The organism is Massilia sp. LXY-5, from assembly GCF_059801075.1.
The window spans coordinates 1-25,005 of record NZ_JBNNEH010000010.1 but is presented as its reverse complement, the minus strand read 5'-3'; the positions used below and the strand labels follow the sequence as shown (position 1 = coordinate 25,005).

The 25,005-nt window shown below is 64.8% G+C and carries 21 protein-coding genes; 6 read left to right on the top strand and 15 right to left on the bottom strand.

Annotated elements, in window-relative coordinates:
• Positions 1–371 precede the first annotated feature (371 nt).
• The 3 genes from ACI48I_RS24030 to adh all read right to left on the bottom strand — a co-directional run bounded on the left by ACI48I_RS24030 (position 372) and on the right by adh (position 3,690).
• Positions 372–1,544, bottom strand: coding sequence for a porin (locus ACI48I_RS24030; RefSeq protein WP_498575711.1), 1,173 nt, complete (start codon positions 1,542–1,544; stop codon positions 372–374).
• 145 nt (positions 1,545–1,689) lie between these two features.
• Complete coding sequence (locus tag ACI48I_RS24025) at positions 1,690–2,106, bottom strand: DUF779 domain-containing protein (protein WP_193687561.1); 417 nt, start codon at positions 2,104–2,106, stop codon at positions 1,690–1,692.
• A 63-nt stretch (positions 2,107–2,169) separates the two neighbouring features.
• Positions 2,170–3,690, bottom strand: a complete 1,521-nt coding sequence (adh, locus tag ACI48I_RS24020; protein ID WP_193687562.1) for an aldehyde dehydrogenase — start codon at positions 3,688–3,690, stop codon at positions 2,170–2,172.
• A 389-nt stretch (positions 3,691–4,079) separates the two neighbouring features.
• Here adh and ACI48I_RS24015 point away from each other — a divergent pair, with 389 nt between their 5' ends.
• The gene (locus ACI48I_RS24015; RefSeq protein ID WP_498575710.1) at positions 4,080–6,227 is read left to right on the top strand and encodes a TonB-dependent receptor family protein; all 2,148 of its coding nucleotides are present in this window, start codon (positions 4,080–4,082) and stop codon (positions 6,225–6,227) included.
• A gap of 8 nt (positions 6,228–6,235) precedes the next feature.
• Here the strand turns inward: ACI48I_RS24015 and ACI48I_RS24010 are convergent, their stop codons facing one another.
• Both ACI48I_RS24010 and ACI48I_RS24005 read right to left on the bottom strand, forming a co-directional pair.
• On the bottom strand, positions 6,236–7,729 hold the full coding sequence (locus ACI48I_RS24010; RefSeq protein WP_498575709.1) for a GTPase domain-containing protein: 1,494 nt from the start codon (positions 7,727–7,729) through the stop codon (positions 6,236–6,238).
• Complete coding sequence (locus tag ACI48I_RS24005; RefSeq protein ID WP_498575708.1) at positions 7,726–9,234, bottom strand: DUF2868 domain-containing protein; 1,509 nt, start codon at positions 9,232–9,234, stop codon at positions 7,726–7,728. Before ACI48I_RS24005 ends, ACI48I_RS24010 begins: the two co-directional genes overlap by 4 nt.
• Positions 9,235–9,494: 260 nt before the next feature.
• Here ACI48I_RS24005 and ACI48I_RS24000 point away from each other — a divergent pair, with 260 nt between their 5' ends.
• On the top strand, positions 9,495–11,783 hold the full coding sequence (locus tag ACI48I_RS24000; RefSeq protein WP_498575707.1) for an alpha-amylase family glycosyl hydrolase: 2,289 nt from the start codon (positions 9,495–9,497) through the stop codon (positions 11,781–11,783).
• 85 nt (positions 11,784–11,868) lie between these two features.
• Here ACI48I_RS24000 and ACI48I_RS23995 read toward each other — a convergent pair whose 3' ends face one another.
• Positions 11,869–12,099 (bottom strand): hypothetical protein, encoded by a 231-nt coding sequence (locus ACI48I_RS23995; protein ID WP_193687567.1) that lies wholly within the window; start codon positions 12,097–12,099, stop codon positions 11,869–11,871.
• A gap of 337 nt (positions 12,100–12,436) precedes the next feature.
• Here ACI48I_RS23995 and ACI48I_RS23990 point away from each other — a divergent pair, with 337 nt between their 5' ends.
• The 3 genes from ACI48I_RS23990 to ACI48I_RS23980 are packed head-to-tail and all read left to right on the top strand — an operon-like array spanning position 12,437 to position 16,022.
• Positions 12,437–14,458, top strand: coding sequence for a sigma-54-dependent Fis family transcriptional regulator (locus ACI48I_RS23990; RefSeq protein ID WP_193687568.1), 2,022 nt, complete (start codon positions 12,437–12,439; stop codon positions 14,456–14,458).
• 11 nt (positions 14,459–14,469) lie between these two features.
• Positions 14,470–15,063: a cytochrome b gene (locus ACI48I_RS23985; protein ID WP_193687569.1), complete on the top strand. Its 594-nt coding sequence runs from the start codon at positions 14,470–14,472 to the stop codon at positions 15,061–15,063.
• Positions 15,060–16,022 carry a beta-propeller fold lactonase family protein gene (locus tag ACI48I_RS23980; RefSeq protein WP_193687570.1) on the top strand — a complete coding sequence of 321 codons (963 nt, stop codon included), beginning with the start codon at positions 15,060–15,062 and terminating at the stop codon, positions 16,020–16,022. The genes ACI48I_RS23985 and ACI48I_RS23980 overlap by 4 nt, the downstream gene beginning before the upstream one ends.
• Before the next feature lie 60 nt (positions 16,023–16,082).
• Here the strand turns inward: ACI48I_RS23980 and ACI48I_RS23975 are convergent, their stop codons facing one another.
• The 9 genes from ACI48I_RS23975 to ACI48I_RS23935 form a co-directional block, all read right to left on the bottom strand.
• Positions 16,083–17,063: an ATP-grasp domain-containing protein gene (locus ACI48I_RS23975; RefSeq protein ID WP_227496730.1), complete on the bottom strand. Its 981-nt coding sequence runs from the start codon at positions 17,061–17,063 to the stop codon at positions 16,083–16,085.
• Positions 17,064–17,126: 63 nt separating this feature from the next.
• Positions 17,127–18,023 carry a hypothetical protein gene (locus ACI48I_RS23970; RefSeq protein WP_498575706.1) on the bottom strand — a complete coding sequence of 299 codons (897 nt, stop codon included), beginning with the start codon at positions 18,021–18,023 and terminating at the stop codon, positions 17,127–17,129.
• Complete coding sequence (locus tag ACI48I_RS23965; RefSeq protein ID WP_498575705.1) at positions 18,020–18,919, bottom strand: quinoprotein dehydrogenase-associated putative ABC transporter substrate-binding protein; 900 nt, start codon at positions 18,917–18,919, stop codon at positions 18,020–18,022. The genes ACI48I_RS23970 and ACI48I_RS23965 overlap by 4 nt, the downstream gene beginning before the upstream one ends.
• Positions 18,916–19,335 (bottom strand): c-type cytochrome, encoded by a 420-nt coding sequence (locus ACI48I_RS23960; protein WP_193687574.1) that lies wholly within the window; start codon positions 19,333–19,335, stop codon positions 18,916–18,918. The genes ACI48I_RS23965 and ACI48I_RS23960 overlap by 4 nt, the downstream gene beginning before the upstream one ends.
• A 103-nt stretch (positions 19,336–19,438) precedes the next feature.
• Positions 19,439–21,244, bottom strand: a complete 1,806-nt coding sequence (locus ACI48I_RS23955) for a methanol/ethanol family PQQ-dependent dehydrogenase (RefSeq protein WP_193687575.1) — start codon at positions 21,242–21,244, stop codon at positions 19,439–19,441.
• Positions 21,245–21,501: 257 nt separating this feature from the next.
• On the bottom strand, positions 21,502–21,843 hold the full coding sequence (locus tag ACI48I_RS23950; RefSeq protein ID WP_193687576.1) for a hypothetical protein: 342 nt from the start codon (positions 21,841–21,843) through the stop codon (positions 21,502–21,504).
• 70 nt (positions 21,844–21,913) lie between these two features.
• Positions 21,914–22,492, bottom strand: a complete 579-nt coding sequence (gene gfa, locus ACI48I_RS23945) for an S-(hydroxymethyl)glutathione synthase (RefSeq protein ID WP_193687577.1) — start codon at positions 22,490–22,492, stop codon at positions 21,914–21,916.
• Positions 22,493–22,524: 32 nt separating this feature from the next.
• Positions 22,525–23,631 carry an S-(hydroxymethyl)glutathione dehydrogenase/class III alcohol dehydrogenase gene (locus ACI48I_RS23940; RefSeq protein WP_193687578.1) on the bottom strand — a complete coding sequence of 369 codons (1,107 nt, stop codon included), beginning with the start codon at positions 23,629–23,631 and terminating at the stop codon, positions 22,525–22,527.
• Between the two features lie 321 nt (positions 23,632–23,952).
• Positions 23,953–24,162, bottom strand: coding sequence for a hypothetical protein (locus ACI48I_RS23935; RefSeq protein WP_498575704.1), 210 nt, complete (start codon positions 24,160–24,162; stop codon positions 23,953–23,955).
• A gap of 296 nt (positions 24,163–24,458) precedes the next feature.
• Between ACI48I_RS23935 and ACI48I_RS23930 the strand changes: the two genes are divergently transcribed.
• On the top strand, positions 24,459–24,875 hold the full coding sequence (locus tag ACI48I_RS23930; protein WP_498575703.1) for a DUF2061 domain-containing protein: 417 nt from the start codon (positions 24,459–24,461) through the stop codon (positions 24,873–24,875).
• Positions 24,876–25,005: the final 130 nt, after the last annotated feature.

Sequence of the window (25,005 nt, the reverse complement as noted above, 5' to 3'; positions counted from 1 at the left end):
AACGTATTTCTTTTTTGTGAACATTTGATAATTTAAGTAATCAGCTGAACTAGTCAGCCGGCACCTTCATCAAACGCCCACACTTATCGACTGTTAATTGTTAAAGAACTTGGCTCCCGCCGAGGGCGGTACTGCCTTGCTGTGTTCTGCGAATCGTTTTGTTCGTCAGCAGCAGAGGAAGAAGATTATGAAGCAATTTCTGTTTCTCGTCGACTTCTTTTTTGCTACACCGCAGAGTCTGCGGCTTCCTGCTGTCAAGACAACTACTTGATTTCGTTGTCGTTTTCAGCAGGAGGCGAATTATAGCGAATCCTGTCGGTGGGCTGCAAGCCCTTTTTGTGCGCTGCCGCGACAAGGCCCCACTTGCACCGTCAGAAGAAAATAATGCCGCCGAGCGCGACGCCGTTCATCTTGTCGCGCGGACCTGCGAACGCCTTCGAGCGGGTCTGCCCCCCTTCCGCCACCAGGGTGACTGCACTGTTGAGGGCGTAGTAGGCGCCCAAGGTGACGTTGGCATTCGACTTCAGCCCGCCGGTGCCGGCGGTATCGTCGCTATTCTTGCTGTGGCCATAACTCAGGCCAAGCTTGAGCTGGTCCGAGACCTTGTAGGTGCCTTGCACTAGTATGTGCCTGCTGCGCACCCGCCCCTGGTCGGCATCGGACAGGATGCCCAGCCCTCTGCCGCTCTGGACATTCAGCAGTACCCCCGCCGGTCCGGACTGGTACAACACGCCCGCCTCGATCGCATGCATCGTCAGGTCCGGCGTGCCCGCCGCCCGCGAGTCGAAGCGCTGCGCCTTGGCGCCGAGCCAGGCCTTGATATCGCCCTGCGTGAAGGTCAGCTGCGCCTGGAACTGCGGCGTGGAACCGGCCGTGTAGGCGGAAGGGGCGACCACGGGCGTGTCGTCCACTGGGCTCATCAGGCCAAGGTCGACGCTCAGCCCCGAGGCCGATTTCGGCGTCGTATAGGCAATCTGCCCATAATGGTTGAGATAGGCATAGCCGGCGCCGATGTGGCCCAGCGCGACACGCCCGCGCTGGGTCGCCTGCACGGGGGCACCGACGCCCATCAGGGTCATGTCGTTGAGGATCGCATTCGCGCCGAAGATGCCATAGTCGCGCCCCAGCTTGACCGTGCCAAGGGCTGCATTCCCAAAACTGAAGAAGGCCTGGCGCACGTCGACCCCGCTGTTCTGCGCGATCGCGCTGTCGGTGGCCGTGTGGGCGTAGATGCCGATCAGCGCCTTGACGTCGTACCCGCCCAGCTGCGACGCGGCGGAGGTGACCAGTCCGCTCGGCAGCAGGCCGTTGCCGATCGTCGTGCGGCTGTCGCGGCCGCCGCAGCCGAGTGCCTCGCCGCCCAGCGCCAGGCCGCCCACCTGGGCACCGGAGCAATCGACGAAGGTGTAATAGGCGTTGACGTTGCCGCCCACCGATACCGTCCAGTCTCCCGCTTTGATGTCGACCGCCAGCGCCGGCTGCATGCATGCGGCCAGCGCACCCAGTACTGTTGTTGCATGAAATTTCGAGACCCGCCTGTTCATCGCCGTCTCCTCGGTTATGTGGTGTGCATGAAGGGATGCACCCGACAGCGATGGCAAATCTCGTGCCCAGCAGTTCACGGGGTGAAACGGCGGTGTAGTCCCTCCTTCTGCTCAAAAACTGATCAGTAAATGGTCCGGCAACGTGTCAGCTGTGCTGTTTGCTGAGCGGCGAACTCGGCATTATGGAAGAGCGTGGCTGGCCACGCAGCAGCGCGTATTCCTCGTCCGTGAACAGGCGCGAGCGGGTGAGGAAGCGGCGGCCGGTGCCGTTATCGAGCGAGAACATGCCGCCGTTGCCAGCGACGACATCGATGATCAGCTGGGTGTGCTCCCAGTAGCCGAACTGCTCCATCCCCATATAAAAGGGGGTGTCGCCCAGCTGGCCAAGGCAGACGTCGGTGTCGCTCAGGTTGAACTCCCCCACCGGGTAGCACATCGGCGCGCTGCCGTCGCAGCAGCCGCCGGACTGGAAGAACATCAGCGGACCATGGCGCCGCCGCAGCTCGTCGAGGAACTCCAGCGCGGCGGGCGTTGCGGTCACGCGCTCGGGCGAAGTCGTCATGCATCACCTCCTGGTCCGTACAAGATGGACCCGCGGCGCAGGCAGCGCCGCGGGATTGCCTGCTCAGAAGAAGCCGAGCGCCTTCGGGCTGTAGCTCACCAGGAGGTTCTTGGTCTGCTGGTAGTGGTCGAGCATCATCTTGTGGTTCTCGCGGCCGATGCCCGACTGCTTATAGCCGCCGAAGGCCGCATGCGCCGGGTACAGGTGGTAGCAGTTGGTCCAGACGCGGCCGGCCTGGATCGCACGGCCCATGCGGAAGGCGCGCGAAGCGTCGCGCGTCCACAACCCGGCCCCCAGGCCGTACAGGGTGTCGTTGGCGATCCGCAGCGCATCGGCCTCATCCTTGAAGGTCGTGACCGAGACCACCGGCCCGAAGATCTCTTCCTGGAAGATGCGCATCTTGTTGTCGCCCTTGAACACGGTCGGGCGCACATAGTAGCCCTCGGCCAGTTCGCCGCCCTGCACGTTGCGCTCGCCGCCGGCCAGCACCTCGGCGCCTTCCTGGCGGCCGATGTCGAGATAGGACAGGATTTTTTCCAGCTGCTCCTGCGAAGCCTGGGCGCCAATCATGGTCGACGAATCGAGCGGATTGCCCTGCTTGATCGCCGCCACCCGCGCCAGCGCGCGCTCGATGAAGCGCTCATAAATCGATTCCTGGACCAGCACGCGCGAGGGGCAGGTGCACACCTCTCCCTGGTTCAGCGCGAACATGGCAAAACCTTCCAGGCACTTGTCGAAGAATTCGTCGTCCTGGTCCATCACGTCGGCAAAGAAAATGTTCGGCGATTTGCCGCCCAGTTCCAGCGTGACCGGAATCAGGTTCTGCGCCGCATAGCCCATGATCAGGCGGCCGGTGCCGGTCTCGCCCGTAAACGCGATCTTGGCGATGCGCTTGCTGGAGGCCAGCGGCTTGCCCGCTTCCAGGCCGAACCCATTGACGACGTTGATCACGCCCGGCGGCAGCAAATCGCCGATCAGTTCCATCAGCACCATGATCGAGGCCGGAGTCTGCTCGGCCGGTTTCAGGACGACGCAGTTGCCGGCGGCGAGGGCCGGTGCCAGCTTCCACACCGCCATCAGGATCGGGAAGTTCCAGGGAATGATCTGGCCGACCACGCCCAGCGGTTCATGGAAGTGATAGGCATAGGTTTCGTGGTCGATCTGGGCGATCGAGCCCTCCTGGGCGCGGATGGCGCCGGCAAAATAGCGGAAGTGGTCGATGGCGAGCGGAATGTCGGCCGCCATCGTTTCGCGGATCGGCTTGCCATTGTCGATGGTCTCGGCGGTGGCGATCATCGTTAAATTCTGCTCGATGCGGTCGGCGATTTTATTCAGGATGTTGGCGCGCTCGGCCGGAGAGGTCTTGCCCCAGGCCTCTTTCGCCTCGTGGGCGGCGTCGAGGGCCAGCTCGATGTCCTCGGCAGTCGAACGGGCGATCTCGCAGAAAGGCTGGCCGGTGATCGGCGTGACGTTCGGGAAGTACTCCCCCTTGACTGGCGCCACGTACTTGCCGCCGATGTAGTTGTCGTAGCGCTGCTTGAACGGGTTGGCAACGCCGAGCTTGCTGATGTCCGCGAGATTCATGTCATCCTCTTGAATTGGTGGTTGTAGTGACCGTTGAGTGGCCGTTGGCGGCAACGGATGTGTCGAAGCACGCCCCGACTGCCGCAAGCGCCGTGCCAGGCCTTCCTGCCCCGCAAGGCCGAGTTGGACCTGCCCGTTTCCGGTACACCTGTTCCAAACCGGGGACAGCACAACGGAACAGGCGAGCACGGCGAGCACGCGCCTCTCGTGTGAGGCGCACGCACAGGCCGGCCGCGATCGCGCGAACCAATGCACCGCCGGCGGTGTCGATCATGCTCGCAAGGGCCGTGCCATGCATGCGTGGGCGCGTTTTCGGCGTGGCAGGTATATTGCTTATCAAATTGGCACCACCCTGCCCGAGCAGGGAGCAATCACAACCTGGAGAGACAATGACGCAACATGCATTTCGCTTGAACGCGATCGCCGCCCTCTGCGCCTGCTGGCCGCTGGCACTGTTCGCGGCCGATCAGCCGCAGCCGCCGCAGACGCCGGAGCAGGCCGCGCAGAGCCCGATGAACATCGTCGTCGTGACCGGCAGCCGCGACGAGCACACCAGCTTTGACCTGCCAGCCGCCATCGACGTGATCGACGCCTCGCAGATCCGCGACACCCAGCCGCGCGTGAATGCCTCCGAGGTGCTGTCCGCGGTGCCGGGCCTGGTCGCGCGCGACCGCCAGAACTACGCGCAGGATTTGCAGATCTCCTCGCGCGGCTTCGGCGCCCGTTCCGCCTTCGGCGTGCGCGGCGTGCGCCTGATCGCCGACGGCATCCCGGCCACCATGCCCGATGGCCAGGGCCAGGCCGCCACCTTCAACCTCGACATGGCCGAACGCATCGAAGTGTTGCGCGGCCCCTTCTCGGCCCTGTACGGCAACCACTCCGGCGGCGTCGTGCAGCTGTTTACGCGCGATCCGAAAGGAGCGCCCAGTATCGAAACCAGCGTCACCGGCGGCAGCGACGGCATGCGCAAGCTCGACGTGAATGCCCAGGGCAAAACGGGCGCCGTCGGCTACCTGCTCGACGTTTCCCGTTTCGACACCGACGGTTTTCGCGACCACGGCGCAGCGCGGCGCGACCAGGCCTATGCCAAGCTGACCGCAGCTACCTCGGAGACGTCCCGCCTCGTGCTGACCGCCAGCGGCCTGCGCCAGGACGACACGCAGGACCCGCTCGGCGTCACCTGGGCGACTTACCTGCGCGATCCGCGCGCCGGCGAGATCGACACCACCGATACCCAGTTGCCGCAGCGCACCCTGGCCGAGCGCTACAACACCCGGAAAAGCATCGATCACAAGCAGGCCGGGCTGACCTGGGAGAGCCGCTTCGGCGCCAACCGGCTGCAAATGACGGCCTACGGCGGCAACCGGCGCGTGGTGCAGTACCAGGCGTTCTCGCGCGGCTTCCAGGCGCCGCCGACCCACTCGGGCGGCGTGGTCGACTTCGACCGCGATTTCTACGGCGTCGACCTCAACTGGCGCGACGTGCGCGAACTCGCCGGCGGCACTCTGCGCACCACCGTCGGCATCGACGCCGGCCGTTCGACCGACTCGCGCCAGGGCTTCGAGAACTTCGTCGGCAACGAATTCGGCGTCCGCGGACGCCTGCGCCGCGACGAAGAGGACAAGGTGTCGAATCTCGACCCTTACCTGCAGATGGAATGGGAGCGCGACAAGTGGGTCGTCACGGGCGGCCTGCGCCGCAGCCGCGTGACCTTCGAGGTCGCCGACCGTTATCTGTCGAACGGCAATGACAGCGGAGAAGTGCGCTACAGCCACACGACGCCGCTGGTCGGCGTGCTCTACAAAGTCTCACCGACCCTGAACGTGTATGCCAGCGCCGCGCGCGGCTTCGAGACCCCGACCCTGAACGAGCTGTTCTATTCGGGCACGGGCACCGGTTTCAATTTCAATGTGCAGCCGGCCACCAGCACCCACCTCGAGGCGGGCGTCAAAACCCTGCTCGGCAAGGACATCCGGCTGAATGCGGCGCTGTTCCAGGTCAAAACCCAGGACGAGCTGGTAGTCGACGCCTCCAGCGGCGGGCGCACCAGTTATCGTAACGCCAGCGCCACGCTGCGCCAGGGCGGCGAGTTGTCGCTCGACGCCGACCTGGGCGCCGGCTGGAATGCGAAGCTGGCCGTGTCGGCGCTGCGCGCGATCTACGACGAAGCATTTGGAAACGTGCCCCAGGGCAGCCGCCTGCCGGGCGTGCCCCGCACCAGCGTTTTCGGCGAGCTGGGCTGGAAGGAAGCAAGCGGCCGCTGGGGCGCGGCGCTGGAGACGATCGCCAACGGCCGCGTGTATGCGGAAGACACGAATACCGCCCAGCCGGCGCCGGGCTATGCCATCTTCAATGCGCGGGCCCAGGCCAGCCAGCAGCTGGGCGGCTGGCGTTTCAAAGAGTTCGTGCGCCTGAACAACCTGTTCGACCGCCAGTATGTGGGCTCGGTGATCGTCGGCGACGCGAACCGGCGCTTTTATGAAGGCGCGCAGGGCAGGAACTGGGTGCTGGGGGTGAGTGGACAGTATCAGTTTTAACTGGACATTCACACCGGCGCCGTCGCCTTGCCCGGCAGCGCCGCGGCCGCGGCCGGATACAGGCGCAGCAGCGTCGCGTCGGTCGCCGCCTCGATCACCGCGAACAGGCGCGCCGCTGCCGCACCCAGGTCGGGTGCGGCGCGCACGTCCTGCCACAGCGTCCCCAGCGACTGACTGGCCAGGGCGGCCTCGACTTCGGCCTGCCAGAAGACCGGCGCTTCGCTTTCGATGTAGTTGCCGCGCCCGCGACCGAAGTGCGCCACGGCCAGGTAGCGCAGCACGGCCCCGGTCAGCAGGGTCTGGAGAAAAGCGTCCGCGAACTGCACGCCCGGCTTGTCGTTGTCGCTGCGCTGGTTGAAACCCCAGGCCGCGCCCGCTGCCGTCAGGCCGCCGACGAGCGCCCCGAGCAGTGCGCCGCCGCCCAAAGTCAGGCCGCCCGCCATCAGGTCGGCCGAGAGGCCCGTGGCCGCGCCCGAGACCACGGCCCCGAGCAAACCTGCTTGTGCCTTGTCGATCGGCGCGCGCACCGAAAAGTTTTCGCGCACGCGGGTGTTGATCGCGCGCGCTTCTCCGGGATCGACCTTGTGCAGCACCAGCATGCGCATGGTCGCCTTGTTGATCTCTCCGTTCAGGCGTTCGACCAGGGCCGCCATCGCCGCTTCATAGCGCTGCTGCCGGTCCTTGTTGAGGCCGACCGCCTTCATGGCCGTGCGCAGGAAGCCGCCGCCCTCTTCCACGACCGGCTGGCTGTCGCGCGCGGCGGCTGCCACCTGCTCGGCGCAGATGCGCAGGGCGCTGGCATAGCGCTGGAGGTTGTGCTCTTCCCAGGCCGTGCGCAGGCGTGCATAGCCGGCCTGTTTTTCGGGTGCGACCAGCGGCCCCACCGTTTCGTAGAACACGTGTTCGTGCACCCAGCAACGCGCAAACGCATCCAGCGCCAGCACCTCGCGCACCACCGGAAAGCGCGCCAGGTGCTTTTTCCATTCCTGCTGCTCGGCGCCCTCCTGCGCACCGGGGCGCGGCGGCCCCATCTGGTTGAGCAGGACGACCACCGGTTTTCCGAGCCATTCGAGGATGTTCATTTCCGCCGGCAGGTAGCCGGCGTCGCCCGGCGCTTCCGAGGAATTGACGAGGTACAGGACGACGTCGGCTTCGTCCTTGGCTGCTCGTAAAGCCTGCTGGCTGAGCCAGAACGGACGGTCGCGGTAGCGGTCGAAGACTTCGCGCAGGAACCAGCCGATCGGATTGCCCGTCAGCGCCAGGCGTTTTAGTAATCGCACCGAGTCGCCGAAGCCGGGCGTGTCCCACAGCAGCAGGGTGTCGCCTGCGGCGCTGGTTTGCAGCGGATGGGCTTCGGCGAAGGTCGTCACGTGGGCGGCGTCGCGCACCTCGCCGACGTCGGCTCCAACCAGGGTGCGCGCCAGGGTCGTCTTGCCGTTGTTCGTGTGCGAGACCAGCGCGAACTGGATTTTAACCGCGATGTTATCCACGTCTTCGTTCATCGCAGCTCCGGCAGGGCCAGGCCCGCGCCCAGTTCGATCGGGCGTTTGGCTGGATCGACCAGGTTGACCACCGTGGCGGCGGTGCCGTGAAAACTGCAGAACTGGCGCCACAGGGCGATGCGTTCGTTCACGCGTGCATCCAGCCCGGCCTGGCCGGCGCCGCGTTCGGTCAGGCTCGATTCGTCCAGCAAGACGGCCACGCCGCGGCGGCTGTTGCGGACCAGGTAGTCGAGGAAGGCGCCGTGGTTTTCCTTTTCCGGCGTGGCTGACAGGCTGAACAGGGCAGCGGTGACGGTGACGCCCGCTTCCTCGAGAGGCGTGGCGCCCATGGCCTCCTTCGGTTCCTCGCCATACGGCACCGTGGGGCGCAGCAGCACGCGCGCCTGGGCACCGAGCGCCATCGCGGCCACCGTCCACAGGCCGCGGTCGCGCGCCTCATCGAGGGTAAAACTGTAGGGCAGCACGCGCAGCACGGCCGGGGTGCCGGCGCCGATGCTGTCGGCCAGCTTGCGGAAATAGGGGTGTTCCAGCTCGAGCGGGAAGCGGCGCGCGAGGCGCCGCGCGCGCCAGCCGGCAAAGGCGGCCAGGACCAGGCGCGGCAGCACCACCAGCAGCAGGATCGTCGCGCCATACAAGTGTACCCAGCGCTCGCCGCCGATGGCCGGGGTGGCCGGGGTGGCCGGGGTGGCCGGGGTGCCGGCACTGAAACGCAGCGCTTCGATGTCGGCCAAGCTAAAACCCTGGAGGAAGGGGAAGAGGAAGAGCACCGGCTTGAACAGCCAGGACAGCAGGGTGTGGACTTGCGTGGCGTCGAGGAAGGTGCTTTCCCAGCCGGCCACATATTGGGTCAGCAGGCCGCGCGCGTACAGAGAGAGGACGGCCCCCAGGGCAAAGGCGGCGGCCGACAGGTGGACGGTGCGCGACAGGCGCGCGCGCGTCAGCGGCTCGCTCAGCACGGCCCACTCGGCCATGAAGTTGGTCATGCCGGTGGCCAGCGCGCCCGGCAGCTTGCGCGGCAATGCCGCCTTGCCGACGCTAAGGCGGCTCAGTAAACCCTTCCCCGCCCAGCCGGTCTTGCGGCCCGGGATGAAAGCCCAGATCAGCAGGATCAGGTAGACCAGCAAGTTCCAGCCGATGATGAACAACAAAGGCGCCGACAGCAGGTCGACCCGGTGCGGATCGGCGATGCGGTCGAGCAGCGCGCCGGCGAACAGCGCCAGCACCGGCAGCGCGGCCCAGATGCCGGGCAAGCCGAGGCCGCGGCGCCCGAAGGTGGCGAAGGCCGGCGTGCGCTCGCCCAGGCGTTTGATGATCTGTTCCGAGCGCTGCTCGAGAAAATGTTCCTGGGTCACCGCCGCCTTGCTGTCGGCCGCCTGCCAGGCCGCCAGTTCGCGCGCGCTGCGGCTGGCGTACTTGCGGTCGTCTTCGCTCAGCACCTGGTGTCCGGTATCGGCGCTTTCGATCGCGCGCACCAGCACGACCCGCCGTGCAACTTGTTCGTTCATGCTCACCCTGTTTTATTGGATTGGCAACTTCACAAGCTCGATTGTGCACCAGATTGCCGCCCGACCCCAGCACGGGCCGCTCGCGTCAGCTCGACCGTAGCAAAACTACGCATGTACGATTGACTTCAATCGAGCACGAGCGTAGCGTCTCCCCTACTGTATTGATGAGCTTCCCGGCAGAGGTAGCGAAAGTACAGCAAGCACCCGCTGACGGTGCCCTTATACACGCTTAAAAATATAAACAGATATCGGAGACTGAAATGCAACGCACACTACTCGCCGTCCTGATCACGGGCGCCCTCCTCGGCGCCCCGGCCTGGGCCGCCATCAACCCGAATGCGCTCGGCGCCGCCTATGACGCCACCAAGGCGAATGTCACCTTTAAAGTGTATTCGGGCAAGGCCACGCGCATCGAGCTCTACCTGTACAGCACCGCCACCGGCACCGCCGAAAAGGCGAAATATGTGATGACGAATACGAGCGGGATCTGGAGCGTGACGATTCCGACCGCCACCCTCAGCAGCCTGGGCCTGAGCGGCACCCTGTATTACGGCTACCGCGCCTGGGGCCCGAACTGGCCCTACAACGCGAGCTGGACCAAGGGTTCCAGCCTCGGTTTCCTCAGCGACGTCGACACCGCCGGCAACCGTTTTAATCCAAACAAGCTGCTCACCGACCCGTACGCGCTGGAGCTGAGCCACGACCCGACCACGGCGACGATGACCAACGGCACCATCTACGCCAGCGGCGCCACCTACCGCAACATCGACAGCGGCTCCTCGGCACCGAAAGGCATCGTGCTCGCCGGCGACACGCAAACGATCGGCACCAAGCCGACCCGCGCACTGAAGGACGATGTCGTCTACGAAGCCCATGTGCGCGGCCTGACGATGAACGACAGCAGCATCACGGCGGCCTACCGCGGCACCTACAAGGGAGCGAGCCTGAAAGCGGCGGCCCTGGCCGCGCTCGGCGTGACGGCCATCGAATTCCTGCCGGTGCAGGAAACGCAGAATGACACCAACGACAACGATCCGACCAGCACCACGGGCGATAACTACTGGGGCTACATGACCCTGAACTATTTCGCCCCCGACCGCCGCTATGCCTATGACAAGACCCCGGGCGGCCCGACGCGCGAATTCAAGGAAATGGTCAAAGCCTTCCACGACAACGGCATCAAGGTGCTGGTCGACGTCGTCTACAACCATACCGGCGAAGGCGGCGCCTGGTCGCCGACCGACACGACGACCTATAACCTGTACGGCATGCGCGGCCTGGACAACCCGACTTATTACAGCCTGACTTCGGATTTCCAGAATTCCTGGGACAACACTGGCGTCGGCGGCAACTACAACACCCGCAACACGGTAGCCCAGAACCTGATCGTCGATTCGCTCGCCTACTGGCGCGACAAGCTGGGCGTGGACGGCTACCGCTTCGACCTGGCCTCGGTGCTCGGCAACACCTGCCAGCACGGCTGCTACAACTTCGACAAGATGGACGCCGGCAATGCCCTGAACCGCATCGTGGCCGAACTGCCGCCACGGCCCGCGGCCGGCGGAACCGGCGTCGACCTGATCGCCGAACCGTGGGCGATCGGCGGCAATTCCTACCAGGTGGGCGGCTTCCCGAGCGGCTGGGCCGAGTGGAATGGCGGCTACCGCGATGTCGTGCGCCAGGCGCAGAACAAACTCGGCAGCGTGGCGATCACGACCGGCCAGATGGCGACGCGCTTCGCCGGTTCCAGCGATTTATACGGCGACGATGGCCGCAAGCCCTGGCATTCGATCAATTTCATTACCGCCCATGACGGTTTTACCTTGAAAGACCTGTACAGCTGCAACAGCAAGAACAACGGCCAGGCCTGGCCGTATGGCGTCAGCGATGGCGGCGAGGACAATAACAACAGCTGGGACCAGGGCGGTATCGCGGCTGACCAGAGAAAAGCCGCACGCAACGGCGTCGCGCTGATGATGCTGTCGGCCGGGGTGCCGATGCTCGTCGGCGGCGACGAGGCGCTGCGCAGCATCAACTGCAACAACAACCCCTACAACCTCGATTCCTCGGCCAACTGGCTGAACTGGACCCGCAGCACCGACCAGAGCAACTTCGAGGCGTTTACGAAAGCGATGATCGCTTTCCGCAAGGCCCATCCGGCCCTGCGTCCGGCGAATTTCTATTCGAGCGTGGACAACAACGGCAACGTGATGGAACAGCTGCGCTGGTTCAAGCCCGACGGCGGCGTCGCCGATGCGACCTATTTTAATGACGCCAACAACCATGCGATCGCCTGGCGCATCGACGGTTCGGAGTTTGGCGATAGCGCGTCAAGCATCTATGTCGCCCATAACGCCTGGAGCGCGCAGGTGAACTTCACGCTGCCGTGGCCGGGCGCGAATAAAAGCTGGTACCGCGTCACCGATACCTGCACCTGGGCCGAAGGTCCGGCGCAGGTGCAGGCGCCGGGGACCGAGGTCGCGGTCGGCGGGGAAAACACGAGTTATGGCTTGTGCGGCCGGGGTACGCTGCTCCTGATCGCCAAGTAAAGGTAAACGCGTTCGCAAGTCTGGCGCTGCAGGTCGTCACCTGGCATGCGGCGCCAGCCGTATGAATCGTGCCGGCGGCCTCGTTTCAGTGGCGGCCGTAGTGTCCATATCCGCCGCGATAGCCGCCGTGGTGGTGCCCGTAAAACCCGAAACCCAGGCCGATGGAAACGGGCGGGCCGACATAGGTGGGATAGCCGGAATAATACGGGTCGTAGGCGCTGGCATAGGGCGGCGCATAGACGCAGCCTCCGAGCCCGCCAGCGAGCAGCAGTACGACCAGGGAACGTCGTGCCGCGCGTTTGAGTCGCATGTCCATGTCAGCCTCCGAGCACCATCCTGCGTTGTAGTCTAGGCGGGGCTGCCGTGCTTGCAATGGGCGTTACATTCCGCTTACAACTTCGAGCGGCAGGGTCAACTATGACCACTGACAGGGTCTCATGTTCCCCACGATTGCAGGCTGGCTGATGCCGGTCTGTAGTTCGCCATGTGCGCTGCACAGAACGCTGGCAAGTATTCAAAAATAAGCGAAACTCGCCGACAATCCGACGGCCGATCGGTGTATTCTGCACAACAGATGGGGTGCCAAACTCACAAAACAGTCCAGAAACTGACAGTCGCCCGCACTGGCGCTCGTCATGGACTTAGGAGACAGTATGTCGAAGTTTGCCGTGGATCACGTCAAGCGCGTCCATTCGGTCGTCCACGACCGGATCGGCGCTGACTGCATTGGGGCCGGCAACCGGATCACCCGGTCCTGGATCCGGTGCCTGAACGAATACCAACTCAATCCCGACAGCTGCGCCGAGCCCGAAGTGGTGGCGCCGATCGAACTGCAGGAGCGCCAGGAACGGCTGGCCGACGTGCAGGCCGTCGCCAAGGTCGAGATGACGAACCTGTACCAGCAGCTGGCCGGTTCCGGCTACGCGATCATGCTGACCGACCGCGAAGGCGTGCTGCTCAATTATTTCGGCGACCCCGCCTTTACCCATGCCGCCTCCAAAACCGGGCTGATGCAGGGCGCGGTCTGGAGCGAGCGTGTGCAGGGGACCAACGGCATGGGCACCTGTCTGGTCGAACGCCGTCCGCTGACCGTCCACCAGGACGAACACTACCTGTCGCGCAATATCGGTCTGTCCTGCGCCGCGGCCCCGATCTTCGACCATGAAGGCGAACTGGTCGGCGTGCTCGACGCCTCCGGCGAATCGCGCCTGGCCCAGCAGCACACGCTGGCCCTGGTCAGCATGTCGGTACAGATGATCGAGAACCGGGTTTTCCTGCACCAGTTCCGCCACGACTACATCCTGCGCTTCCACAACCGCCCCGAATTCGTCGGCACCCTGAGCGAAGGCGCAATTGCGCTGAGCATCACGGGTACGGTGCTGGCCGCGAGCCGGGCCGCCCTCTCCCTGCTCGGCTACACCCGTCCGGAGGAGATCGTCGGGCGCGATGTCTGCGAACTGTTCAACATCACCTTCCCGGGGCTGGTCGACAGCAGCACCCGGCGCGCCTTCCACCCGGTGCCGATATTCGAAGTGCGCAGCAACGCGCGCTTTTTCGCCGTCGTCTACCAGCCGGTGGCGCATTCCAACGCGCGCCGTCCCCAGCGCGGCGCGGCCCTGCCCACACCGGCTGAAACCAGTGCGCTCGATGCGCTGCACCTGGGCGACCCGGCAATGCGTGCCAATGTGGACACCGCCAGGCGGGTCATGGAGCGCAACGTGTCCATCGTGCTGCTCGGCGAAACCGGCAGCGGCAAGGAACGTTTTGCGCGCGCGATGCATTTGTCGAGCAGCCGCGCCAGCCGCCCTTTTATCGCGATCAATTGCGCCTCGATCCCGGAATCCCTGATCGAGAGCGAACTGTTCGGTTATCGGCCGGGCGCCTTCACCGGGGCCAGCAAGGAGGGGCAGCGCGGCAAGCTGCTGCAGGCGAACGGCGGTACCCTGTTCCTGGATGAGATCGGCGACATGCCGGTCGCCCTGCAAGCCAGGCTGCTGCGCGTGCTCGAGGAGCGCGAAGTCGTGCCGCTCGGCGGGGAAACCCCGGTCAAGCTCGACATCCGCCTGATCAGCGCCACCCATTGCGACCTCCTGCAGAAGATCGAGAGCGGCGCCTTCCGCGAGGATTTGTATTACCGGCTGCAAGGCGTGACCTTCACCATGCCGCCGCTGCGCGACCGCCAGGACCGCTGCGCGCTGATCCGCCAGCTGGCGCTGGAAGAAAGCGACGCCGGCTGTCCGGTCGAGCTCGACGACAAGCTGCTGGCTGTGCTCGACCGCCAGCACTGGCCCGGCAACCTGCGCCAGCTGCGCCACCTGCTGCGCACCATGATCGCGCTGCGCGCAACGGACCGCCTCACCTTGGAGGACTTGCCGCCGGAATACCGCCACGGCCTGGTGGAAGCCGGCGCCGCTGCGATCACGCCGGCGGCCGGTTCCGCGTCGGCAGGCGCTGCCGTGTCTGCTGTCCTGCCTGCCCCCGCGCCCGGTAACAAGCCCGGCGCAGGACTCAACCCCTTCGAGTGCGCCGAACGCGAGGTACTGCTGCAGGAACTCAAACGCCATCAATGGAACCTGAGCGGCGTTGCCCGTGAGCTCAACATCAGCCGCAACACCCTGTACCGCAAATTGCAGCGGCTGAATATCGAGCATCCCGACAAATCGCTGTTCCATTGACAGCTTCAAGCATGGACGCCGCGACCCACGCACGCTATACAAGCACCGCGATCGCGCTGCACTGGGTCATTGCGCTGCTGCTGCTGGGCCAGTTCGCCTTCGGCCTGCTGCTGGACGATATCCCGCGCGGCACGCCGGCGCGCGGCTATTACGTCAATTTGCACAAGAGCACCGGCATCCTGATCGGCCTGCTGATCCTGCTGCGCCTCGGCTGGCGTTGGACGCACACCCCACCACCCCTGCCGGACACAATGCCGCCCTGGCAGCGCCGGGCGGCCAGGCTCAGCCACGTGTTGCTGTACGGGTGCATGCTGGCCCTGCCGCTGTCGGGCTACCTGGCATCGAACTTCAGCAAGCACGGCATCAAGTTTTTCAACCTGGTGCGCTGGGCGCCCTGGGGACCGGACGACAAAACCCTGTATGCCGTGTTCAACGGCGCCCACCACCTTGCCGCGCTGCTGCTGGCGCTGCTCGTTGCCGTGCACGTGCTCGCGGTTGCGAAGCACATGCTGGTCGATCGCGACGGCTTGCTGCTGCGGATGTGGCCGCAGCGCGGCCCGCCGGTCGAGACGGCGCCTTCCACCCTTTCAATGGAGAATCGATGACAGTATTACCCTTGCGGCGCCTGGGCGCCATGGCCACCCTTGCCCTCTCCGCGGCGCTCCCGTCGAGCCTGCTTGCCGCCCCGATGGCCTATGTCCCGAACGAGGGATCGGGCACGATTTCGGTGATCGACACGGCCACCGACCAGGTGGTGGCCGAGCTGCCCGGGGGCAGCAAGCCACGCGGCCTGGCCGTCGGTAGCGACAGCCGCTGGCTATATGTCAGCGACCAGCCGAAAAACAGCCTGCAGCTGGTCGAACTCGGTGCCCGCAAGCTGGGCCCGGTGGTGGCGCTGGGCGAATCGCCCGAAGGCGTGTCGATTTCGCCGGATGGCCGCTGGGTGATCGCCGCGGTCGAAGGCAAGAACGAGATCGCGGTCACGGACACACGCACGAATGCGCTGGCGTTTTCCATCCCGGTGCACGGCAAGAATCCGGAACACGCCGTGTTCAGCCCGAATGGACGCCTGGTCTTCGTCAGCGCCGAGGAGGGCGATGCCGTCGACATCCTCGATTTTACGACCCGCAAGCAGGTGGCCCAGGTCTCCGTGGGCGCGCGTCCGCGCGGCATCGGCTTCTTGCCGGACAGTAGCCGCGCCTACGTCGCCACCGAAAACGCGAACGAGGTATTCGTCATCGACACCACCAGTTTTGCGATTGTCGCGCGCATCAAGGCGGGCTTGCGCGCCAACGGGATCGCGGTGCACCCGAGCGGCAAATACGTGTATGTGTCGAACGGCGGCGACGCCAATGTGTCGGTGGTCGACACCGCCAGCAACCAGATCGTGGCGACGGTACCGGTCGGCCAGCGCCCCTGGAACATGGCGATTACGCCGGACGGCAAGAAGCTGTATGTGGCGAATGGCCGCTCCAACAGCGTGAGCGTCATCGACACGGCCAGCCGCACCAAACTGCGCGACATCCCGGTCGGCAAACTGCCGTGGGGCGTGGTGGTCCGGTAGCGCGCCAGCCTGAAAGGGCTGCGGGACTTCCCGTCGCCAGATTCTCGTGCGGCGCCTCGTTCAGGCAGGGGCGTCGCCGGGAAAGCTGCCGACATCGACACTGACCGTGCGGTGTCGCGTCGGCGGCGCCGGCATCGCCGCCGGGCCCTTTAATAAATCGATGACCAGGCCGGCGGGGTTGCAGCCGATCGAGGCGTGCAGCCCGGCATAGGCTGCGGTCAGGCGCGGATTGACGTCGAGCACCACCGCGCCGCGCTCGCTCAGGATGATGTCCACGCCGACATAGCCCCACAAGGTGGGCAAGGCGGCCGCCACCTGCTGCGCCAGGCGCTCGAGCGCGCCGTCCGCATCCGTCAAGCCGTTCACGGTACTGCCGAGGAAGTGAAACCGGTTGTCGCGCACCGCCACCCGCTCCTGGTTGCGCGCCAGCAGCCGCGCCGTGCCGTCGCAGCAGATCAGGGAGAGGCTGCCCAGCTTGCCCGCGACAAAGGGCTGCAGGACATAACCCTGTGCCGCGCTGGTGCGGATCCAGGCCAGCGCCGCCGCGCGATCGCTGAACAGGCGGGTGTCGAGACAGCCCGCGCCATCCTCCGGCTTGACTACCCATGCGCCCTCGCCCTCCGGCAAAGAAGCGTGCGGGCGATAGGTAGGGACGGTCGCGACGCCGCCCTCGGCCAGCGCCCGTGCCACCTTCAGCTTGCTTCCCGCGACCCGCACCGCACCGGGCGCGCTCCCCAGCAGGATGCGCTTGCCGCGCAAGATGTCACGCGACAGGTGTTCCAGCAGGCCTTCCGATTCCGGCGCCAGCGGCCACACCGCGTCCGCCGCCTGCACACAGGCGGCAAAGCGCTCGCCGAAGCTGCGCGCCGCCGGCGGCTTGCCCGGTGCATCCAGCGTCGCCATCGTGCACACTTCGACACCCGGCACGGCGCCGAGGTCGGCCAGCAGGGCATCGAACAGCATCGCGCCCTGCTGCGTGAACGCATGCGGCAGGGGGCGTGCCGTTGGTCCGCCTTCCGTCACATAATCGAAAGCAAACACTTTCAAGGGCGCCATCCTGTGCCTCCGGCTGGTTCCATGTCAGGCAGCGTCCATCCGCCGAGCTCAGCGCTGGGAGGCGACCACCTTGACCAGGGTGAGCGTTTCGTCGATGACGGGCAATGCTGCACCGGGTGCCGGTTTGCCGGCCCGGGGCGCGCCCTGGGGTGCCGGAGAGGGCGGCGCCGCGCCGCGCGCTTCTATCGGCGCCCCGCTGCCAGGTAGCGCTGTGCCGGTTGCCGCTGCGCCCGGCGCTGTTCCCCCGGCGGCGGCCGTGCGCGCCACCACCGTACCCGGCGGCGGCCGGTTTCCCTCCGTATTCGTCAGCGAGGTACTGACCTGGTAAATGCCCCCCGGTACCCCGTCACTGAGGATGAACGTATACGTCTTGCGCACGTAGTGTTCGAAGCGCGCATGCAGCGGATCGTCCAGGTAGGGCTGGATGCGGACCGCCTTGCCGTCCAGCGTCTTGCCCTGGTAGGTGATGCGTTGCGGTGTCACCTGGGCGCTGTTGGCCAGCGCCATCCGGATGCGCTTGCGGAAATAGGTGACCGATCCGCCCGTCAGGCGCTTCATCTCGGCAATGTCATGCTCGAGAAAGCCGAGCAGGACCGGGTTGCCGTGTGCGTCATCCATCTCGGGCAGTACGTGCCTGCGTTCGCCGGTGAGGAAGCGCAGCGCGGCATGCACCTGTCCCGCCTTGCGCGAGACATCGAGCAGGACGCTGTCGGTGAACGCGGGCTCGACGTTGCTGAGCTTGCGGAATTCATAGACCAGGGTTGCCGGCGCCTTCATCTGCGCCAGGTGGTCGGTCTCGAAGAGCAGGATTTCGGCCGGCGAGACTTCCTGCTGTGCGAGGGCGTTGCCGATCGGGAGCGCAACGAGAATCGCGAAGCCCAGGCAGGCTGCGCGCACCCGGGGCGCCGCGCGCGCAGCCGGGCAATGTAGCGGGCGCGCGCTCATGGTGCTTTCGCCACAGGGGGAGCCGATGCCGCCTGCCCCTGCTGCTCGATCAGGGGCACGCCGTATTGTTCGAGAATCGCGTGGATCTTCGCTTCGTTGGCGACGATCAGCTGGTCGATACGCTGGCGAAAATCCTTGTCGCCCTGACGCACCGCCATCGCGATCTCGAAATCGAATTTCAGGCCCGGCTTCGACACCAGCGGAATGGCGACGATCGGCGCCGTACGGGCATTCCTGGCGAAATAGCCGGCAATCGGTCCCCAGGCAAAAGCCAGGTCGATCTTACCGCTGGCCAGGTCTTTCTCGACGATTTCGCCTGGATACTGCTCGGCGTCGCCGGTCTGGCTCTGGTACCAGTTCACTTGCTCCATCAGGTGGTTCTGCAGCAACCAGTCGGTGACGGGCGAGCCGGCAAAGGCACCGATGCGCAGTTTCCTGCGCTGTGCGGGATCGAGCGCCAATAAATCGTCGAGGCTGCGCACCCCGTCCAGTCCCTTGCCCCTGACATAGGCCATGGCGTAGGCGGAGTGGTAGTAGGGCCGCGTGGTTGCGGCCAGATCAAACCCTTTCGCCACGCCCGTGACCAGGTCGCATTTGTAGCGATCGGAATTTTCTTCCTTGGCGCGCAGGGTATTGCGTATAAACCCCATCCGCTGCGGGAACCAGGTGTGCTCCAGCTTCCAGCCCAATTGCTGGGCAAACAGGGCTGCGATCTTGTTCTCGAAACCGTCCAGCGCACGGTTCGACAGCGGCAAATTGTTCGGGTCCTGGCAGACCCGCAGGACCTTGTCCTCGCCAGGTTGCGGCCCCGGCTGCGCGCCTGCCGGGCCGGGTAGCCAGGCCAGCACGCAGGCCGCGCCCGCCAGGAGCGGGAGCCATGTCGGCCGCCACCTCATTTGCCGATCTCCTGCAGGCGGCCCGGTTCGATGGCGCCGTCCGAGCGCCCCTTCAGGTAGGCGTACAGGTTGTCGATGTTTTCGCTCACCATCTTGCTGTTCTCGAAATTCGGCATGCCCTTCTCGATCCGTCCCTTGAGCACGGTCGCCTTGAATTCCTCCTTGCTCAGCACTTTCAAACTGTTCACCAGCGAGGGGCCGACCATGCCTTCCTGGGCCGCGCCGTGGCAGCGCTCGCAGGCCATGGCGCGCCAGGTTTTCCAGCCGCTCAGGGTCTGCGCGTCGACCTTGTTCCCAGCGGCCACCTTGTACGGTGCGTTGTCCGCCGCCAGGGCCGGGGCCGACAGTAATCCGGGCAGCGCCGCCAGGGTCCAGCAAGCGGCGGCGATGACTGCTTTGTTCGTGAGTCTGTTCATATTCATTCCTGGATAGCGAGGGTCGCTTGCCGGCCTCCCCGGCCGGCAAGCGCCCTCAATTCAGTTCACTTCACTCTGCTCGGCAGCGATGAGGATGATCGCTTCAGCGGTCCGGCAGTGCGAACACCGTCAGGACGCCACCGAGCTCGGTGTACTTGGCCAGGTCCTTGTAGCCGCCCACCGCGCCCAGCCCTTCGGTGCCCTTGGTCAGGCCGGCCGCGAGACCGATGCCGGCCCAGCCGCCGATCCCCGACAGCACGCCGATGTATTGCTTGCCCTTGTATTCCCAGGTGTGGACGTTGCCGATGATGCCCGATGGGGTCTTGAACTTCCACAGCTCCTTGCCGTTGAGGTCGACCGCCTTCAGGTAGCCTTCCAGGGTGCCGTAGAAAACCACGTCGCCGGCGGTCGAGAGCGCACCGCTCCAGACCGAGAATTTTTCCGGCTTGGACCAGACGATCTTGCCGGTACCGGCATCCCAGGCGATGAAGTTACCCAGGCCGCCGTGGCTGTTCGGCGCGGCGTACATCGAGAGGGTCGAGCCGACATAGGGCTGGCCGGCCGTGTACTCGATCTGGAAGGGCTCGTAGTCCATGCACACGTGGTTCGTCGGCACGTAGAACAGGCCCGTCTTGCGATTGAAACTGGCCGGCTGCTGGTCCTTGCTGCCGAGGGCCGAGGGGCAGATGCCCTTCGAGTTGACGTCGGGACCGTTCTTGTCGGTGCTGTACTTGGCGACGACCTGCGGCCGGCCGGTCTTCATGTCGACGTGGGTCGCCCAGTTCACCTTCGGATCGTATTTTTCGGCCACCAGCAATTCGCCGCTCACACGGTCGAGGGTATAGCCGAAGCCGTTGCGATCGAAGTGCACCAGGGCCTTGCGCGGCTGGCCTTTTACTTTGATATCGGCCAGGATCATTTCGTTGACGCCGTCATAGTCCCACTCGTCGTGCGGCGTCATCTGGTACACCCATTTCGCCATGCCGGTGTCGAGGTCGCGTGCGAAGATGGTCATCGACCATTTGTTGTCGCCCGGACGCTGGCGCGGATTCCAGGTGCTCGGGTTGCCGGTGCCGTAGTACACCAGGTTTGTCGCCGGGTCGTAGCTGTACCAGCCCCAGGTCGTACCGCCGCCCAGCTTCCATTGATCTCCCTGCCAGGTTTTTAGGGAGGAGTTGGGGCCGATCGGCGCCATCTTGCCGTCGGTCCAGGTCATGGTCCTGCCCGGATCGACCATCAGTTCGTTGTCGGGGCCGGTGCTGTAGGCCTTCCACAGGATCTTGCCGGTGTTGATGTCGTGCGCCGTGACGCGTCCGCGCACCCCGAACTCGCCACCGCTGATACCGGTCAGCACTTTGTCCTTGAACACGTGCGGCGTATTCGTCGTGGTCTCGCCGATCTTCGGATCGCCTACCTTGATCTTCCAGAGTTCGGCGCCGGTCTTGGCGTCGAGCGCGACGAGGGTGGTGTCGGCCTGCTGCAGGAAGATCTTGCCGTTGGCATAGGCCACGCCACGGTTGACGGTGTCGCAGCACATCACCGGGATCACGGTCGGGTCCTGCTTCGGTTCGTACTTCCAGCGGATGCTCTGGTCTTCCAGCGAGAGTGCGAACACCTTGTTCGGGAAGGGGCTGTGGATGTACATCGTATCGCCGACGACCAGCGGTCCGCCTTCGTGGCCGCGCAGCACGCCGGTGGAGAAGGTCCAGGCCACTTGCAGGTTTTTCGCGTTCTGGGCGGTGATCTGTTTGAGTTCGCTGTAGCGGTGGTTCGCCAGGTTACCCGACTGCATGGCCCAGTTTTTCGGGTCCTTGGTCAGCTGTTCGACATCGGAGTCGGCGGCGAAGGCCGGGGCGGCAGCCAGCGCCAGGCACGGCCACCAGCGGATGAGTCTTGAAGTAAATGACATGGTTAAGTCTCCTGTGGTTTTTATAAGCAGTGCGACCTGGTCAAGCGTCAGACAAACTTCCCAACTTCAGCAGGCGGGTGGGCCTGCCATCAACACAGCACTAACCGTGCCAATGCGGTGCCAGTGCCGGGCCGCACGGGGCCGGGTCGCGCCGCCCTCCTGCCTGCCCGCGGTGCGTGACACTGCTGTGCAAAATTCGAGACAGTCGCGCCACGACCTGTGCCGTCCACGGCGCAGCGGCAGGCTGAACACCCGGCTCAGCGTTCCGGCACATGGCAGGCCTTGTTGGCGCTGGCCTGCAGCGCTTTGTATTTGGTCGCCATTTCCTTCACCGGCGGCGGATCACGAAACAGCGCACCGCGTTCGCCCGCGAGGGTCTGGTTGCGCAGGGCGGTCGACATCGTCACGTAGTCGTCGTAGCTCATGTCTTTGGCGATGTGATCGATGGCGCAGGAGCATTTATAAAGGTACTCGTACTTGCCCTCGTGTTTTTGCATGCACTCGAGCACGTACTCGACGCGGCTGCTGGTCGGGAAATCATGGGCCTGGACAGCGAAGGGGGCGAGGCAGGCCGCCAGCAGCAGGTAAATTCGATTCATCTTGTCTCCATATGGGCTTGCCGGCACTGGCCCGGCATGTGGGCCGGCGCCGGCAGGGGCCGGTTGTGCGTCAGGCGTTCTTGAGCACGCCACGCGACTTCGCGACATGGGTCGAGATCGCATCCATCAGGGCCGGCGACAGGGCGTCGTAGGGCGGCAGGCCGATCTCGTTCAGCCGTGCCCGGATCGCGCCCATCTCCTGCGGCGGCGCGCCCGCTTCGATGATCGAGGAGACGAAGGCGGCAAACTCCGGCGGGGCCCAGCCGCGCTCTTTCGAGAGCTCGGTGTGCACGAAGTCGAGCCCATAGAAAGCGTGGCCCGTGTTCTCGATGCGGCCGTACATGTGGACGCCGCAGTCGCGGCAGGCGTGGCGCTGGATGGTGGCGCTGTCGTCGACGATTTGCAGCTTGTCTTCGTTGGCGGTCACCTTGACATTGTCGCGTCCCACCACTGCCACCTGTGAAAACAGTGCACCGGCCGGCTTCCAGCATTTGGTGCAGCCGCAGACGTGGTTGTGCGCCACTTGTCCCTTGATCTCGACGGTGACGGGATTCGTCGCGCACTGGCAGGTCAGGGTCCCGCCCGCAAAACCGGGCGCTGCCCGCTTGATACCATCGACCGCCGGATGAATGTTCACTTCGCTGCTCATGATCGCGTCTCCTGTTGGTTGGTTTGGACTACTCAGTACAACACCACCGAGCGGATCGACTGCCCGCTCTTCATCAGTTCGAAGCCCTCGTTGATGCGCTCGAGCGGCAAGGTGTGGGTGATCAGGTCGTCGATGTTGATCTTGCCGTCCATGTACCAGTCGACGATCTTCGGCACGTCGGTGCGGCCGCGCGCGCCGCCGAAGGCCGAGCCTTTCCACTGGCGTCCGGTCACCAGCTGGAACGGGCGCGTGCTGATTTCCTGGCCGGCGGCGGCGACGCCGATGATGAAGGACTGGCCCCAGCCTTTATGGGTACACTCGAGCGCCTGGCGCATCAGCTGGACGCTGCCGACGCATTCGAAGGAAAAATCGGCGCCGCCATCTGTCAGCTGCACGATGTGGTCGACGATGTTGCCGACCTCATTCGGGTTGACGAAATGCGTCATGCCGAATTTTTTGGCGATCTCGACCCGGCCCGGGTTGATGTCGATGCCGATGATCTTGTCGGCGCCGACCATCTTCGCGCCCTGGATCACGTTCAGGCCGATGCCGCCCAGGCCGAACACGACGACGTTCGTCCCCGCCTCGACCTTGGCCGAGAACACGACGGCGCCGACACCGGTGGTCACGCCGCAGCCGATATAGCAGGCTTTATCGAAGGGCGCATCCTCGCGGATTTTCGCCAGCGCGATTTCGGGGACGACGATGTAATTGGAAAAGGTCGAGGTGCCCATGTAGTGGAACAGGGGCTTGCCGTCCAGCGAGAAGCGGGAAGTGCCGTCGGGCATCAGGCCGCGCCCCTGGGTCGAGCGGATCGACTGGCACAGGTTCGTCTTGCGCGACAGGCAGAATTTGCATTGCCGGCATTCCGGCGTGTACAGGGGAATCACGTGATCGTCCGGCTTGACCGAGGTAACGCCGGGCCCCGTTTCCAGCACGATACCGGCGCCCTCATGGCCGAGGATGGCGGGAAAAATGCCTTCCGGGTCGGCGCCGGACAGGGTGTAGTAATCGGTATGGCATATGCCGGTCGCCTTGATCTCGACCAGTACCTCGCCGGCACGCGGCCCCTCCAGGTCGACCTCGGCGATGGACAGGGGCTCTCCGGCCTTCCACGCAATGGCAGCTCTCGTTTTCATGGCATCTTTCTTGTCGATGAGGTCCACCGTTCTGGCGGACGGGTTGGAAAACAGTGTGTCTGGGCTCCCCTGTCGCTCCAAAACTGCAACAGGGCCGCGCGCGCTGTTCAATCCGGGGACAGGTGTTCCGTCTTTGTCGCTTGGGTTCCGGTCGAGATGGCGCCTGGCGCTCCCTGGAAGCCAGAGGATGCAAGGGCCGTGCCACGCCGCCCTCGGACGGCAGGCGCAGGATGTGCAGCTGAGTTCTGTGAACGGGCGGCCGTGGAGGGCAGCGGCATGCAGCATCCGCCGCCATGGCCCGGCAGTGAGAGCGCCGATGTTTCAGCGCCGCCATCCGCCGTGGCCCCAGCCGTGCCGGCCGTGGCCGCCGTAATACCCGTGGCCGTGATGGTGATGATGGTGGTGGCGGTAGTAACCGAAGCCGAAGCCGAGCGTGACGGGCGGCCCGACATAGGCCGGATAGCTGTAGGCGGGGTAGGCGGGGTAGGCGGGGTAGTAGGGATCGTAGGCGGCATATGGTGGCGCGTACACGCAGCCTCCGAGCCCTGTAGCCAGCAGCAGTGCAACGACGCTCCGCCGTGCTGCACGTTTGTTTCGCAGGTCCATGTCAGCACCCTCCTCGACCGATGGACTGGTTTCATTCTAGCCAGGGGCGACAGGTTTTCAACGTCAACGCTGTAAGGGGGTGTAACGCGCAGCCCGGGCGGCTCTCACAGGCGCGAGGATTTTGATAGATTGAGGCTATTGAATTATTAAAATCAATTCATTTCCATGCGAGGATGAGAATCACTATCATTTGAGTTCGATTCTCGACGACAGGAACAGTAATGATTACCGCAGCGAAAAGACTCAGCCAGGTCGCCACTCATATGGGAATCGCGTATGCGCTCGCTTACGCGGTGACCGGCTCGGCCGTCTTCAGTGGCCTCGCGCTACTGGCTGAGCCGGTGATCAATGTCCTGCTCTTGCCTGTTCACGAAGCGGCTTGGGCAAGGTGGCGCCGCAGCGGGGCCCCGGCTCTCCCCTCTCACTTGGGCTTGGCGGCCGAAAAACTCAGCCAGACCGCCTTGCATGCGGGTGTGGCCTTCGGGACGATGTATGTCGTCACCGGGTCGGCTGCAATGGGCGGCGTCGCCATGTTGCTTGAGCCGGTGTGCAATGTGCTGGTGCTTCCGCTTCATGACCGCCTGTGGGATCGCCTGGAGCGTAGTGAAAACAGGAGGCTGGTCATGAGCAATGCCTGAGATTGCCCGAGCTTTCGTTAGACGAAAAAAAACCCGCTCAGATTACTGAGCGGGTTTTTTCTTTATAACTAGCCTGACGATAACCTACTTTCACACTGGTTGCAGCACTATCATCGGCGCAAAGTCGTTT